This window comes from Polaromonas sp. (assembly GCF_041689105.1).
Taxonomy (GTDB): Bacteria; Pseudomonadota; Gammaproteobacteria; order Burkholderiales; family Burkholderiaceae_C; genus Polaromonas.
Genome location: NZ_JBDNGU010000148.1, coordinates 47,893 through 61,572, shown reverse-complemented (window position 1 = coordinate 61,572; position 13,680 = coordinate 47,893). Strand labels below are relative to the sequence as shown.

The window sequence follows — 13,680 nt, the reverse complement described above, 5'->3', positions numbered from 1 at the left end:
AACAAACAAAACAACATAACCCCGAGCCGAAACAGGCCGATTGGCCGGGGTGGGTGGAGAAGAGTTCCTTGCGGGCCACAAGCCGTGCAAGGTGAGCCAAACGACAGTCAAGCCAACTTTAAAGGAGCTTGAAAATGCGCCTCACGACCAAAGGCCGCTTTGCGGTCACTGCAATGATTGACTTGGCCCTGCGCCAGAACAACGGCCCCGTTACCCTGGCTGCGATCAGCCAGCGTCAGCAGATTTCGTTGTCTTACCTGGAGCAGTTGTTCGGCAAGCTGCGCCGGCACGAGCTGGTGGAGTCCACCCGTGGCCCCGGCGGCGGCTACACGCTGGGCCGCAAGGCAGCCGAAATCACGGTTGCCGACATCATCGTCTCGGTGGACGAGCCGATTGACTCCACCCAGTGTGGCGGCAAGGAAAACTGCCTCGGTGACGGCGGCCGCTGCATGACGCATGATCTGTGGGCTTCGCTGAACAGCCGCATGGTCGAGTTTCTGGACTCTGTCACCCTGCAAAAACTGGTCGACGACCAGCTGGCCAAGGGCGTGGTGGTTGAAAACACGCCAATGGTGAAAAAAGCCATCTTTACCGCGCCGATGGCCAAGCCGATGCGTGTCAATGCACCCAATTCGGTGTTTGCCCTGGGCAACGCGTTCTCAAAGTCCTGATCAGGCCGGTCCGCGCCGGTGAATCCGGCTGTGGACTGCCGTCCATTTTTGATGCTGCAAGCCAGCCGTGAAACAAAAAGCTAGCCACATGGAAACCCCTCACTTCCCCATTTACATGGACTACAGCGCCACCAACCCGTGCGACCCGCGGGTGGTGGACGCGATGATCCCCTGGTTGCGCGAGCATTTCGGCAATCCCGCCTCACGCAGCCACGCCTGGGGTTGGGAGGCCGAGGCCGCCGTTGAAAAGGCGCGTGAGCAGGTTGCGGCACTGATTGGCGCCGACCCGCGCGAGATCGTCTGGACCAGCGGAGCGACCGAGTCCAACAACCTCGCCATCAAGGGTGCGGCTCATTTCTACAAGAGCAAGGGCAAACACCTCATCACCGTCAAGACCGAGCACAAGGCGGTGCTTGACACCTGCCGGGAACTGGAGCGGCAAGGGTTTGAAGTCAGTTATCTCGACGTCCAGGCCGATGGCCTGCTCGACCTGGACGTGCTGAAGGCCGCGATTCGTCCCGACACGATTCTCGCCAGCGTCATGTTCGTCAACAACGAAATCGGCGTTGTTCAGGATATTGCAGCCATAGGCGCGTTGTGCCGCGAGAAGGGCATCATTTTCCATGTGGATGCAGCGCAGGCCACCGGCCGCGTGGACATCGATCTGGCAACCTTGCCGGTGGACCTGATGAGCCTGACCTCGCACAAGACCTACGGCCCCAAAGGCATTGGCGCGTTGTACGTGCGGCGCAAGCCACGCGTCCGGCTGGAAGCGCAGATGCACGGCGGGGGCCACGAGCGCGGCATGCGGTCCGGCACCCTGCCGACGCACCAGATCGTGGGTATGGGCGAGGCGTACCGCATCGCCAAAGCTGAAATGCACGAGGAAAACAAGCGCATCCGTGCCTTGCATGAGCGAATGCTGGCCGGCCTGAAGGATGTGGAAGAGGTTTTCCTCAATGGACATGCTGACAAGCGCGTACCGCACAACCTGAACATGAGTTTCAACTTTGTCGAGGGCGAGTCGCTGATCATGGGCATCAAGGGCCTGGCAGTGTCGAGCGGCTCAGCTTGTACTTCGGCCAGCCTGGAGCCCAGCTATGTGCTGCGCGCCCTGGGCCGCAGCGACGAACTGGCGCACAGCAGCTTGCGCATGACGATAGGGCGATGGAGCACCGAGGAAGAAATCGATTACGCCGTAGCGACGATCAAGGAAAACGTGGCCAAGCTGCGTGACCTGTCGCCACTGTGGGAAATGTTCAAGGATGGTGTGGATCTGTCCACCATCCAGTGGGCAGCTCATTGATAAATATGGCACATCCCCGAGGCAGCTTGCGCTGCCTCCTCCTCAAGGGGGCGACACCTGTGGCCCGGCAAAGCCGGTTCCACGCTGTCACTGGAAAAGAAGTGAATTGACGAAAAGGAATTGATCATGGCTTATTCTGAAAAAGTGGTGGACCACTACGAAAACCCCCGCAATGTGGGCTCGTTTGAAAAAGGCGACGACACGGTGGGTACCGGCATGGTCGGCGCTCCGGCCTGTGGCGACGTGATGAAGCTGCAGATCAAGGTCAACCCGCTGACGGGCGTGATTGAAGACGCACGCTTCAAGACCTATGGTTGCGGCTCTGCCATTGCGTCGAGCTCGCTGGTGACCGAATGGGTCAAGGGCAAAACCCTGGACGAAGCAGCAAGCATCAAGAACAGCGCGATTGCCGAAGAACTGGCTCTGCCGCCCGTGAAGATTCACTGCTCCATCCTGGCCGAAGACGCCATCAAGGCGGCTGTCAGTGACTACAAACAAAAGCACGCGACAGTTGCCGGAGCAACGGCAACACATTAAGAGCGACCGTTCGCCTTGCGCCTGTCGACAGGCTCGCGGCTAACGGGCTTTTCTACCCTCTATCCCTACATTGATCATGTCCGTTACCCTCACCGACGCCGCAGCGCGACACGTCACCCGCTACATGAGCAAGCGCGGCAAAGGCGTGGGTGTGCGCCTGGGCGTGCGAACCACCGGCTGTTCCGGCCTGGCTTACAAGCTTGAATATGCCGACGAGATCGCGCCCGAAGACGTGGTTTTTGAAGACAACGGTGTGAAGGTGCTGGTCGATCCGAAAAGCATGGCCTACATCGACGGTACCCAGCTGGACTTCGTGCGTGAGGGCCTCAATGAGGGCTTCAAGTTCATCAATCCGAATGAGCGTGACCGCTGCGGGTGCGGCGAATCTTTTCGGGTGTGAAGCTACTGCCCGTGCGTGATCGAGGCGCGGGCAGTGCTCGCAATCCTCACGTACCTAAAGTACGCTCCGGTTGCTCCGCGCTGGCCGCACCTCGCTGACGCCCGCTCGCTACGCTTCCCATCCCGAAAACGCTTTCCGTGCCAAGTCTCCAATCCAACGACTTCGAACTCTTTGATGTACCGGTGCAGTTTGCGCAGGACAGCGCCGCGCTGGATGCGCGCTGGAAAGAGCTTCAGCGTGAAGCGCACCCTGACAAGTTCGTCGCGCAAGGCGGGGCGGCTCAGCGGCTGGCCATGCAGTGGTCGGTGCGCATCAATGAGGCTTATCAACGCCTGAAAAATCCTATGAAACGGGCGATGTACCTGTGCGAGCTGCACGGTGCGCCCATCGAGGCCGAAAGCAACACCGCCATGCCGCCGGACTTCCTGGTCCAGCAGATGCAGTGGCGCGAAGCACTGGAAGAAGCTGATGGGATCGAAAACCTGGAAGAAATCGCGTCTGAGGCCTCTACCATCAAGCGCGAGAAGCTATCAAAAATAGAGCAATTGCTGGACCGGGAGAAAAACTTCCCGGCCGCAGCGCAACAGGTAAGAAGCCTTATGTTTATTGAGCGTTTTGGCAGCGAGATCGATGCCCGCATCGACGCGCAGGGACAATAAGAATTTACAACCTTCAGGCGGTAACAATCACCCCATGGCTTTACTGCAAATATCCGAACCCGGCCAGACGCCCGATCCGCATCAGCGGCGCATTGCCGTCGGCATTGATCTGGGCACCACCCATTCGCTGGTGGCCAGCGTGCGCAATGGCGTGGCAGAGTGCCTGCCTGATGCACAGGGACGCGTGTTGTTGCCCAGTGTGGTTCGGTATGGCCTGGACGCCTCGGGTTCTGTGAGCCGGCAGATCGGGTTTGAGGCGCTGGCTGCGCAGACGGACGATCCGAAAAACACCATCGCCTCGGTCAAACGCCTGATGGGCCGCAGCATGCAGGACATCGCCGGCCGTGCGCAACTTCCATATGAGTTGATCGACAAGCCCGGCATGGTGGCTGTGCAGACGCTTGCGGGCGAAAAAAGCCCGGTCGAAGTCAGTGCTGAAATTCTGGCAGCCCTGCGCTACCGGGCCGAAGACACCTTCAACGATGATATTTTTGGCGCGGTCATCACGGTTCCCGCGTATTTCGACGACGCACAACGTCAAGCCACCAAGGACGCCGCGCAACTGGCGGGCATCAACGTGCTGCGTCTGATCAACGAGCCGACGGCGGCAGCCATTGCCTATGGCCTGGACAATGCCAGCGAAGGTGTTTATGCCATCTACGACCTGGGAGGTGGCACCTTTGACATTTCCATCCTGCGCTTGAGCCAGGGAGTGTTTGAAGTGGTGGCCACGGGCGGCGACTCCGCCCTGGGCGGCGATGACTACGATCGCGCACTGGTCGAATGGGTGCTGGTCAAGGCCGGGCTGGCGGCGGACACGCTGACTGCGGGTGACAAGGCTGCGTTGCTGCAAGCCGCGCGGGCCTGCAAGGAGGCGCTGTCTGCTGCAAATTCAGTAGCATTCTCCGCCCGACTGGCAAGGGCTAACGTCCATTTTGACATGAAAGCTGCGGACTTTGAAGCGGTCACTGCCTCGCTGACCCAACGCACGTTGGGCGCGGCTCGCAAGGCCTTGCGTGATGCCCAGTTGGGCAAAGACGATATCCAGGGTGTCGTGCTGGTGGGCGGTTCCACACGCATGCCGCAGGTGCGCCGCGCGGTTGCCAGCTTTTTCGGCCGTGAGCCTTTGACCAATTTGAACCCCGATGAAGTGGTGGCACTGGGTGCGGCCGTTTCCGCCCATCAACTGGCAGGCAACCGCGTCGGCAGCGAGTTGCTGCTGCTCGATGTGATCCCCCTGTCGCTGGGCATTGAAACGATGGGCGGTCTGGTCGAGCGTATCGTGCCGCGTAACCAGACCATCCCGACAGCCATGGCACAGGACTTCACCACTTACCAGGACGGGCAGACCGCGTTGGCCCTGCATGTGGTGCAGGGCGAGCGCGACCTGGTGGTCGACTGCCGCAGCCTGGCGCGTTTCGAGCTGCGCGGCATTCCCCCCATGGCTGCCGGTGCGGCGCGCATCCGGGTTACTTTCACGGTTGATGCTGACGGCCTGCTCAGTGTCAACGCGAAGGAGCAGGTCAGTGGCGTGGAGGCGCGCATTGATGTGAAGCCTTCTTATGGCTTGTCCGACGACGACATTGCGCGCATGCTGCAGGAAAGTTTTTCGACCGCCCAACAGGACATGCAGGCACGCGCGCTGGCCGAGGCGCAGGTCGATGCCGACCGCATGCTTCTGGCCACGCAAAGTGCCCTGGCCGCCGATGGTGATTTGCTGGCTGCCGACGAGAAGCTGGAAATCGACCGCCTGATGGCAGAGCTCGCAAGTACGCGCCAGCAGGGTGATGCGGCGCAGATCGAAAGAGCCGTCAAGGCGCTGGCTGACGCAACCGAAAATTTTGCCGCGCAACGCATGAACTGCGGTATCCGTCAGGCGCTTTCCGGCAAAAACATAGCCACGGTTTGAAGAACCCACCCCATGCCCATTATCAAAATATTGCCCCATCCCGAGTACTGCCCGAATGGCGCCGAGGTCTCGGCACCTGCAGGCACCTCCATTTGCGAAGCCTTGCTCGACAACAACATCAACATCGAACACGCGTGTGACATGAGCGCGGCCTGCACCACCTGCCACGTGATCGTGCGTGAGGGTTTTGGATCGCTCAACGAGCTCGATGAAACCGAGGAAGACCTGCTCGACCGTGCCTGGGGGCTGGAGCCCAACTCGCGCCTGAGCTGCCAGGCGTTGCTGGCCCAGAACAATGTAACGGTAGAGATTCCCAAATACTCGATCAACCATGCCAAGGAAAAGCATTGATTCCTTGTTGCCGACGCCGTTACCATTGACCCATGCGCCAAATCGTCCTTGATACCGAAACCACAGGCCTTTCCGCTGAAAACGGTGACCGCATCATTGAAATCGGTTGTGTGGAGCTGCTGAGCCGCAAAATGACCGGCAACAACAAGCACTTCTACCTGAACCCCGAGCGTGACAGCCATGAGGACGCACTCAAGGTCCACGGCATCAGCAACGATTTCCTGAAGGACAAGCCGAAGTTCGCGCTGGTCGCCCAGGAGCTTCTTGCTTATCTGCAGGGCGCCGAGATCATCATTCACAACGCGCCTTTTGATGTGAGCTTTCTGAACAAGGAGCTTGAGCTGGCGAGTCTGCCGCCGATTGCGCAATGTGTGGCCAAAGTTACCGACAGCCTGATGATGGCCAAGGAGCTTTTCCCCGGCAAGCGCAACTCGCTCGATGCCTTGTGTGACCGGCTGGAGGTCGACAATTCCGGCCGTACCCTTCATGGCGCCTTGCTCGATGCCGAACTTCTCGCCGATGTGTACATCAACTTGACGCGTGGGCAAAACACGCTGGTGATGGAGGTGGGGAGTTCCAGCGGTGACGGCGAGAACACGGTTGTTATCAACTTGAGCGGGTTCGACCTGCCGCTGCTGCTCGCCAACGAGCAGGAACTGGAGGTCCATGAAACACTGCTTGCTGACATTGACAAGGCCAGCAAAGGCAAAACTGTCTGGCGCGCTTTCGATACTGCATGACAAAACCGCTATAATTTAAGGCTGACCGACAGGGCGGTTAGCTCAGGGGTAGAGCACTGCATTCACACTGCAGGGGTCGCAAGTTCGAAACTTGCACCGCCCACCAGAACACAAGCCCCAAGTCCTTGCGACTTGGGGCTTTTTTCATGGCCCAGTCCTGCCCCCAGACCGACCGACCAAGTCCTGCGTGCAGGACAATGCGAAGGGCCAGGAGCGGCTTTCCGGGGCTGGCATGTCAGCCTTGGCTCTGTAGCGTGTCTATTGAGCGGCCCAGCCGCCGTCCATGTTCCAGGCAACCCCGCGTACATTGTTACCGGCCGGCGAGCAGAAAAATACCGCAAGTGCACCAAGTTCTTCCGGCTTGGTGAACTGCATGGAGGGCTCCTTTTCGCCGAGCAACTGGCGCGTGGCATCTTCATTCGACATGGCACCGGCTGTGGCTTTGGCGTCTACCTGCTTTTGCACCAGAGGCGTCAGCACCCAACCCGGGCAGATGGCGTTACAAGTGACACCGGAGGTAGCATTTTCGAGAGCAGTGACCTTGGTCAGGCCGACGATGCCGTGTTTTGCCGCGACATAGGCGGATTTTTCGGCCGAGCCCACCAGGCCATGAACCGACGCTACGTTGATGATGCGGCCCCAGCCCTTGCCAGCGTTGGCCGCCTGCATGGCCGGCAGCGCCAGGCGGGTAGCGTGGAAGGCGCTGCTCAGGTTGATGGCGATGATGGCATCCCAGCGCTCCACGGGGAAGTTTTCTACTCTGGCGACATGCTGGATGCCGGCGTTGTTGACCAGGATATCGACCTGACCGAACTGCGCGGCCGCGAACTTCATCATGGCTTCAATCTCGGCAGGCTTGCTCATGTCTGCACCGTGGTAGAGCACCTTGGCGCCCAGTGCAGCGATTTCTGCCTGCGGGCCTTCGGCGTCGCCAAACCCGTTGAGGACAATGTTGGCGCCCTGTGCCGCAAGCGCTTTCGCGATCCCCAGGCCGATGCCGCTGGTCGAGCCGGTGACGAGTGCAGTTTTACCTTTGAGCATGAAGTTTTCTCCGGATGATTTACGATGCCAATGAAACGCTGGAAAAGCGGTGATGACAATTATCAAGCCTCGAACCCGGATTCCCCTGGCCATGACCGAACCTACGCTGAACTACGTAACCTGCCCCGATGCTTCGGGCAGCCATCGCATGGCTTACTGGCAGTGGGGAGATCCGGCCAACCCGCATGTGGTGTTGTGTGTTCACGGCCTGTCGCGCCAGGGGCGCGATTTTGACGTATTGGCGACATACCTGGCTGATGAGGTTCGGGTGGTGTGTCCCGACGTGGTTGGCCGCGGTCAGAGCGACTGGCTCAAGGACCCCATGGGATACCACATCCCCCAGTACGCCGCGGACATGATGGTGTTGCTGGCCCATTTGCATCAACAAGCCCCCATCTCGATCCTGGACTGGGTCGGCACCAGCATGGGCGGGCTGATTGGCCTGGCCATTGCTGGACAGCAGGGTTCGAGTTCTGCGGGGCCGTCCCAGGACGCAAGCGCGTCTTCGGAGAGCACTGCGGCAAGCGCACTGGCAAGCCCAGGGGTACACATCCACAAGCTGGTGCTCAATGATGTGGGCCCGGCCATCGAATGGCAGGCCATCACGCGCATTGCAGCTTATCTGGGGAAAGCTGGTCATTTCGAATCGCTGCAGCAGGCTGCCGACGCGATGTGGGCCATCTCAACCAGTTTTGGCCCGCATACGCCGGAGGAGTGGCTGGCTTTGTCGCGCTACATGGTCAAACCCGTGCCCGGCGCGACCGATGGCAGCATGATGCTGCACTACGACCCGGCTATTGCGGTGCCTGTGCGCGCTGTGACCGAAACCTCGGCACGACAAGGCGAGGCCATGCTCTGGCAGCTGTACGACAACGTTCATGCGCCAACGCTGATCCTGCGGGGTGCGCAATCGGATCTGCTCAGCCACGCCACGGCGCTGGCCATGACGCAGCGTGGCCCGAAAGCCCATCTGGTGGAGTTCGACGGAGTGGGCCATGCCCCGACCCTGGTAGCCATGGATCAGGTCAGTGCGGTGGGTGATTTTCTTCTGGTTTGAAGTATTTCCGCAAAGCTGACTGACCTTTCATGAAACATACTGCGGCCGGGCAGGGCGCTTTGCCTGTCCTTGCCAATGCCTCCATCGTGACGGCGACTGCGGGCAGCCTGCCGGACCAGCCGCACGCGCTGATGCGTGCCCGCGCCTTCGCCGAGCCGTTGATCGCCAGCGAAACACTGGACACCGGTGAAAACATCCTGGCGCATGCGGACGCGGTTGCAGCGATTCTCCGGGCCATAGGCGGTTCCGAGGCGATGCAGGCCGCCACGTACCTGGTGCACGCCTGCGCGCACCTGAACAGGCCGCAGGAGGTGATTGCCAAGGCCTTTGGCGCCAACTTCGCGGCGCTGGCCATTGAAACCACCAAGCTGGTCCATGTACAAAAGCAGGCCCGTGCCTCCGATGCCAAGGCGCAGCTGACGGAAGACACTGCCGCACAGACTGAAAACGTGCGCAAGATGCTGCTGGCGTTCTCGCGCGATCTGCGGGTCGTCATGTTGCGGCTGGCGTCGCGTCTGCAGACGCTGCGCCACTTCGCATCCGTTCGGCAGCCGGCGCCATTGGCGATGGCGCGCGAGTCGCTGCATGTGTTCGCGCCCTTGGCCAACCGTCTGGGTATCTGGCAGATCAAATGGGAGATGGAGGACCTGGCCTTCCGCTTTCTCGAACCCGATACCTACAAACACGTCGCGCGCCTGCTCGATCAAAAACGCGCCGAGCGCGAGGGTTTCATGGAGGCCTTGCGGGCACAGCTGGAGCGCGAGCTGAACAGCAGCGGCATCGCGGCACTGGTGCAGGGCCGACCCAAACACATCTACAGCATTGTCAAGAAGATGCGCGGCAAGTCGCTTGATTTTGACCAAGTCTTCGACATCCGTGCCCTGCGCGTCATCGCCGCCGACGTGAAAGGCTGTTATGCGGCGCTGGGCTTTGTGCACGCCAGTTTCACGCCGGTGGAAGGGGAGTTCGACGACTACATCGCCAAACCAAAATCCAATGGTTACCAGTCCTTGCACACGGTCGTGCGCGATGCGCAGCAACGCGCGGTCGAGATCCAGATACGCACGCAGGCCATGCACGACCATGCCGAGCATGGCGTGGCTGCGCATTGGGCCTACAAGGAAGCCGGCACCAAGGGCTACAGCGGGGTGTCGGCCAGCAGCGAATACGACGCGAAAATCGCCGTACTTCGCCAATTGCTGGCCTGGGAGCGGGATCTGTCCGGGCCGGCGTCCGCCAAGGCGCGTGAGGCCAACCAGGGCCTGTTCGAAGACCGCATCTACGTGCTGTCGCCGGATGCGGCCGTGGTCGAGCTGCCGCAAGGCGCAACGGCGCTGGACTTTGCCTACAGTGTGCATACCAGCCTGGGTCACCGCTGCCGCGGCGCGCGCCTGGACGGTGCCATGGTGCCGCTGAATACACCCCTGCAAAACGGGCAGACCGTGGAGATCGTCACGACGAAGGAAGGCGGCCCCTCGCGCGACTGGCTCAACCCTGAGCTGGGCTTTCTGGCGAGCCACCGTGCAAAGTCCAAAGTGCGTGCGTGGTTCAACGCCCAAGCCATGACGCAGACGGTGGCGCGCGGCCGTGAGGCGGTTGAGAAACTGTTGCAGCGCGAAGGCCGGACGGCGATGAAGCTGGAAGATCTGGCAGCCCAGCTCGGCTTCAAAAGCGCCGATGAACTGTTTGAAGTAGTGGGCAAGGACGAGCTGTCCCTGCGCACGATCGAGAACATGCTCAAGCCGCCAGAGCCCGCGCCGTCGCAGGACGACTATGTGCTCGCAAAAAAGGCCAGACCTGAAAAGACCGGTGACCGTGGCAGCAAGGGGGGCGTGCTGGTGGTGGGCATCGATTCGCTGCTGACCCAGCTGGCCAAATGTTGCAAGCCTGCCCCGCCCGATGTCATTCTGGGTTTTGTCACCAAGGGCAAGGGCGTGAGCATCCACCGCAGCGATTGCAGCAACTTCAGGAACATGGCCAGCGGCAGCCCCGACCGCGTGATCGAGGTGCAATGGAGTCAGCCGAAAAAAGGCGGTGGCTCGGTTTACCCGGTGGACGTTGCCATCGAAGCCGCTGATCGCCAGGGCTTGCTGCGTGACATCTCGGAAGTGTTCGCCAAGGAAAAAATGAATGTGATCGGGGTTCAGACCCAGTCGGTCAAGGACAACCGCGGCGGCACGGCGCGAATGACCTTCACCGTCGAGGTGGCGGAGTCAGGTCGGCTCAACCAGGTTCTTGCTATCGTCGCCGAGGTTGGCGGCGTGCGTTCCGCGCGAAGGCGCTGATTTGTTGTCAAAAAATCCGGAGCGAGGCTAAAGACACATTTTGCCCTGCTACAATGACGAGGTCGAACAGTCCGTAGGCGCGTAGCTCAGCTGGTTAGAGCACCACCTTGACATGGTGGGGGTCGTTGGTTCGAGTCCAATCGCGCCTACCAATTCCCTGATTTTTTTCCTTGCCTGTGGCTTCCACAGCGCACACAGGGTAAACCAAGGGGATCGTTGGTATGCATACTTCCTAGAATGACCATCCGACCTGTGCAGCTGCACGGGTAGCCATCCCAGGAGTCAGCGCAGTGCCAAAAAGCAAGTCCACCAGTCCTTCCAGAAGCCAGGCCCCTGATCAGGCGTCGTCGCCGCAAAGTGCGCCGGCGGGCAATGGCAAGGGGGGCAAACTGCGCATTATCAAAAAGTACCCGAATCGCCGCCTCTACGACACCGATACCTCGACCTACATCACGCTGGCCGATGTGAAGCAGCTGGTGATGGACACGGCCGACTTTGTGGTGCGTGATGCCAAAACAGGCGAAGACCTGACACGCAGCATCATGCTGCAGATCATTCTTGAGGAAGAAACCGGTGGCGCGCCCATGTTCACCGAAGCGGTGCTGGGCAACATCATCCGCTTTTACGGCAACGCGATGCAGAGCTTCATGGGCAGCTACCTCGAAAAAAACGTCCAGTCTTTCATGGACCTGCAGGTCCAGATGTCCGAGCAGTCCAAGGGGCTGACGCCTGAGCTGTGGGCTCAATTCATCAATACCCAGTCCCCCATGATGCAGGGGATGATGGGTAGTTATGTCGAGCAATCCAAGACGGTCTTCACGCAGATGCAGGAGCAGATGCAAAAGCAGAGCGAGCAAGTGCTGGCTGCGATGGGCTTGAAGCGCTGATTCACGCCGCTAGCGTTTTACCCCTGCGCCGGTCCATGCAGGCGGGCTCTGAGACAATAGAGGGCATGAGCTCCGTCCTTTCCCCCGTTCCATCCGTTTCCGCCAGCAGGGCACCACGCGTCGGTTTTGTCAGCCTTGGCTGCCCCAAGGCGCTGACCGATTCGGAACTGATCCTCACACAGCTCAACGCCGAGGGGTACCAGACCTCCAAAACCTTTGAAGGTGCCGATCTGGTGATCGTCAACACCTGCGGTTTTATCGACGACGCGGTCAAGGAAAGCCTGGACACGATTGGCGAGGCGCTGGCTGAAAACGGGCGTGTCATTGTTACGGGCTGCCTGGGCGCCAAGGCGGGGGACGGCGGCGGCAACCTGGTGCGGCAGATGCACCCCAGCGTGCTGGCCGTCACGGGCCCGCACGCCACACAGGAAGTCATGGACGCGGTGCACCTGAACTTGCCCAAACCGCATGACCCTTTTGTGGACCTGGTGCCCAATTCGTTTGGCATTGCGGGCATCAAGCTCACGCCGAGGCACTACGCCTATCTGAAAATCAGCGAAGGCTGTAACCACCGCTGCACCTTCTGCATCATTCCGTCGATGCGCGGTGACCTGGTGTCACGCCCGATTGGCGACGTGCTCAATGAAGCACGCGCGTTGTTTGAGGGTGGCGTCAGGGAGTTGTTGGTGATCAGCCAGGACACCTCGGCCTATGGTGTCGATGTCAAGTACCGCACCGGCTTCTGGGACGGCAAGCCGGTCAAGACCCGCATGCTGGAGCTGGTACAGACACTCGGCGAGATTGCCGAACCTTATGGCGCCTGGGTGCGCCTGCACTATGTCTATCCCTACCCCAGCGTGGACGAGGTGATTCCGCTGATGGCCAGCGGAAAGGTGTTGCCTTATCTGGACGTGCCGCTGCAGCACAGCCATCCCGATGTTCTCAAGCGCATGAAACGGCCGGCCAGCGGTGAAAAGAACCTCGAGCGGATTGCGCGCTGGCGCGAGATGTGTCCGGAAATCGTGATCCGCAGCACCTTTATTGCCGGCTTTCCTGGCGAGACGGAAGAAGAATTTGAAGATTTGCTGGCTTTTATGCACGAAGCGAAGATAGACCGTGCCGGCTGTTTCGCTTACAGCCCGGTCGATGGCGCGAAGGCCAATGAATTGCCCGGCATGCTGCCGCTGGCGTTGCGCGAGGAACGCCGTGCGCGTTTCATGGAAGTGGCCGCGGCGGTGTCAAGCAACAAGCTGCAGCAGCGCATCGGCAAGACCATGCAGGTGCTGGTGGACTCGGCCCCAGGCATGGGTAAAAAAGGCGGCGTGGGCCGGAGTTACGCCGATGCGCCCGAGATTGACGGCGTCGTGAAACTGTTGCCGCCCGAAAAAATCAGCAAGACGCTCAAGGTCGGGGAATTTACGAAGGCCCGGATTGTCGGTACCCAGGGCCATGACCTAGTGGCTGTGCCGGTCTGAGATTGCCTGCAACAGTGCATGGTTACCGGCCTGAAAGCAAAAAGGCCGCTGGGTTGACAGCGGCCTTTTTGGCTCCAGTTTTGCTGGATTTTTTGTATCTGGTGCCCGGGAGAGAACTCGAATCTCCACATCTTGCGATACACGGACCTGAACCGTGCGCGTCTACCAATTCCGCCACCCGGGCACAGCCAGCAGTGTACCATTGCGGAATCGATTTTTCGGAACGAAGTCCAAAATTTTTCACTGGCAGTGCAGCCTTTTTGATTGCCTCCCCCTGACGCTACGGGCCATCCCGCGACCGACTTGTTTATTGCTTTTACCGGGGCTGGTCCTGCAAATTTAACCATCTCAAAAAGAGAGAT

13 protein-coding genes and 3 tRNA genes are annotated in these 13,680 nt (G+C 60.1%); 14 read left to right on the top strand and 2 right to left on the bottom strand.

The window, feature by feature from the left end:
- Positions 1-134 precede the first annotated feature (134 nt).
- From iscR to ACESMT_RS15500, 9 genes are all read left to right on the top strand, one after another.
- A complete protein-coding gene (iscR, locus tag ACESMT_RS15540; RefSeq protein WP_372827493.1) occupies positions 135-671 on the top strand; it encodes a Fe-S cluster assembly transcriptional regulator IscR in 537 nt (178 codons plus the stop codon).
- Between the two features lie 88 nt (positions 672-759).
- Positions 760-1,977 carry an IscS subfamily cysteine desulfurase gene (locus ACESMT_RS15535; protein WP_372827491.1) on the top strand — a complete coding sequence of 406 codons (1,218 nt, stop codon included), beginning with the start codon at positions 760-762 and terminating at the stop codon, positions 1,975-1,977.
- A gap of 126 nt (positions 1,978-2,103) precedes the next feature.
- Entirely contained in the window at positions 2,104-2,514 is a 411-nt protein-coding gene (gene iscU, locus ACESMT_RS15530; RefSeq protein WP_372827490.1) for a Fe-S cluster assembly scaffold IscU, read from the top strand.
- Between the two features lie 76 nt (positions 2,515-2,590).
- Positions 2,591-2,914 carry an iron-sulfur cluster assembly protein IscA gene (iscA, locus tag ACESMT_RS15525; RefSeq protein WP_318404871.1) on the top strand — a complete coding sequence of 108 codons (324 nt, stop codon included), beginning with the start codon at positions 2,591-2,593 and terminating at the stop codon, positions 2,912-2,914.
- Positions 2,915-3,051: 137 nt separating this feature from the next.
- On the top strand, positions 3,052-3,573 hold the full coding sequence (gene hscB / locus ACESMT_RS15520; protein WP_372827489.1) for a Fe-S protein assembly co-chaperone HscB: 522 nt from the start codon (positions 3,052-3,054) through the stop codon (positions 3,571-3,573).
- Positions 3,574-3,607: 34 nt separating this feature from the next.
- On the top strand, positions 3,608-5,482 hold the full coding sequence (hscA, locus tag ACESMT_RS15515; protein ID WP_372827488.1) for a Fe-S protein assembly chaperone HscA: 1,875 nt from the start codon (positions 3,608-3,610) through the stop codon (positions 5,480-5,482).
- A gap of 12 nt (positions 5,483-5,494) precedes the next feature.
- Positions 5,495-5,833, top strand: coding sequence for an ISC system 2Fe-2S type ferredoxin (gene fdx, locus ACESMT_RS15510; RefSeq protein ID WP_372827487.1), 339 nt, complete (start codon positions 5,495-5,497; stop codon positions 5,831-5,833).
- A 32-nt stretch (positions 5,834-5,865) separates the two neighbouring features.
- Positions 5,866-6,573, top strand: coding sequence for a DNA polymerase III subunit epsilon (gene dnaQ, locus ACESMT_RS15505; protein WP_372827486.1), 708 nt, complete (start codon positions 5,866-5,868; stop codon positions 6,571-6,573).
- A 31-nt stretch (positions 6,574-6,604) separates the two neighbouring features.
- Positions 6,605-6,679 (top strand) — tRNA-Val (locus tag ACESMT_RS15500).
- Between the two features lie 152 nt (positions 6,680-6,831).
- Here the strand turns inward: ACESMT_RS15500 and ACESMT_RS15495 are convergent.
- Positions 6,832-7,614 carry a 3-hydroxybutyrate dehydrogenase gene (locus tag ACESMT_RS15495; RefSeq protein ID WP_372827485.1) on the bottom strand — a complete coding sequence of 261 codons (783 nt, stop codon included), beginning with the start codon at positions 7,612-7,614 and terminating at the stop codon, positions 6,832-6,834.
- Between the two features lie 91 nt (positions 7,615-7,705).
- On the opposite strand from ACESMT_RS15495, the gene ACESMT_RS15490 reads away from it, so the two are divergent.
- The 5 genes from ACESMT_RS15490 (at position 7,706) to rimO (ending at position 13,318) form a co-directional block, all read left to right on the top strand.
- Positions 7,706-8,671, top strand: coding sequence for an alpha/beta fold hydrolase (locus ACESMT_RS15490; RefSeq protein ID WP_372827519.1), 966 nt, complete (start codon positions 7,706-7,708; stop codon positions 8,669-8,671).
- Positions 8,672-8,700: 29 nt separating this feature from the next.
- The gene (locus tag ACESMT_RS15485; protein WP_372827484.1) at positions 8,701-10,956 is read left to right on the top strand and encodes a bifunctional (p)ppGpp synthetase/guanosine-3',5'-bis(diphosphate) 3'-pyrophosphohydrolase; all 2,256 of its coding nucleotides are present in this window, start codon (positions 8,701-8,703) and stop codon (positions 10,954-10,956) included.
- 75 nt (positions 10,957-11,031) lie between these two features.
- Positions 11,032-11,108 (top strand) — tRNA-Val (locus tag ACESMT_RS15480).
- 237 nt (positions 11,109-11,345) lie between these two features.
- Complete coding sequence (phaR, locus tag ACESMT_RS15475) at positions 11,346-11,843, top strand: polyhydroxyalkanoate synthesis repressor PhaR (RefSeq protein ID WP_372827518.1); 498 nt, start codon at positions 11,346-11,348, stop codon at positions 11,841-11,843.
- Between the two features lie 65 nt (positions 11,844-11,908).
- Positions 11,909-13,318: a 30S ribosomal protein S12 methylthiotransferase RimO gene (gene rimO / locus ACESMT_RS15470; RefSeq protein WP_372827483.1), complete on the top strand. Its 1,410-nt coding sequence runs from the start codon at positions 11,909-11,911 to the stop codon at positions 13,316-13,318.
- A 99-nt stretch (positions 13,319-13,417) separates the two neighbouring features.
- On the opposite strand, the gene ACESMT_RS15465 is transcribed toward rimO, so the two are convergent.
- A tRNA-Leu gene (locus ACESMT_RS15465) sits at positions 13,418-13,502 on the bottom strand.
- Positions 13,503-13,680: the final 178 nt, after the last annotated feature.

What these genes read in the sequence shown, in the direction of transcription:
- ACESMT_RS15495 (WP_372827485.1), bottom strand. Translation starts at nt 7,614, where the DNA reads ATGCTCAAAGGTAAAACTGCACTCGTCACCGGCTCGACCAGCGGCATC.
- iscU (WP_372827490.1), top strand. Translation starts at nt 2,104, where the DNA reads ATGGCTTATTCTGAAAAAGTGGTGGACCACTACGAAAACCCCCGCAAT.
- iscR (WP_372827493.1), top strand. Translation starts at nt 135, where the DNA reads ATGCGCCTCACGACCAAAGGCCGCTTTGCGGTCACTGCAATGATTGAC.
- ACESMT_RS15490 (WP_372827519.1), top strand. Translation starts at nt 7,706, where the DNA reads ATGACCGAACCTACGCTGAACTACGTAACCTGCCCCGATGCTTCGGGC.
- hscA (WP_372827488.1), top strand. Translation starts at nt 3,608, where the DNA reads ATGGCTTTACTGCAAATATCCGAACCCGGCCAGACGCCCGATCCGCAT.
- fdx (WP_372827487.1), top strand. Translation starts at nt 5,495, where the DNA reads ATGCCCATTATCAAAATATTGCCCCATCCCGAGTACTGCCCGAATGGC.
- dnaQ (WP_372827486.1), top strand. Translation starts at nt 5,866, where the DNA reads ATGCGCCAAATCGTCCTTGATACCGAAACCACAGGCCTTTCCGCTGAA.
- iscA (WP_318404871.1), top strand. Translation starts at nt 2,591, where the DNA reads ATGTCCGTTACCCTCACCGACGCCGCAGCGCGACACGTCACCCGCTAC.
- rimO (WP_372827483.1), top strand. Translation starts at nt 11,909, where the DNA reads ATGAGCTCCGTCCTTTCCCCCGTTCCATCCGTTTCCGCCAGCAGGGCA.
- ACESMT_RS15535 (WP_372827491.1), top strand. Translation starts at nt 760, where the DNA reads ATGGAAACCCCTCACTTCCCCATTTACATGGACTACAGCGCCACCAAC.
- ACESMT_RS15485 (WP_372827484.1), top strand. Translation starts at nt 8,701, where the DNA reads ATGAAACATACTGCGGCCGGGCAGGGCGCTTTGCCTGTCCTTGCCAAT.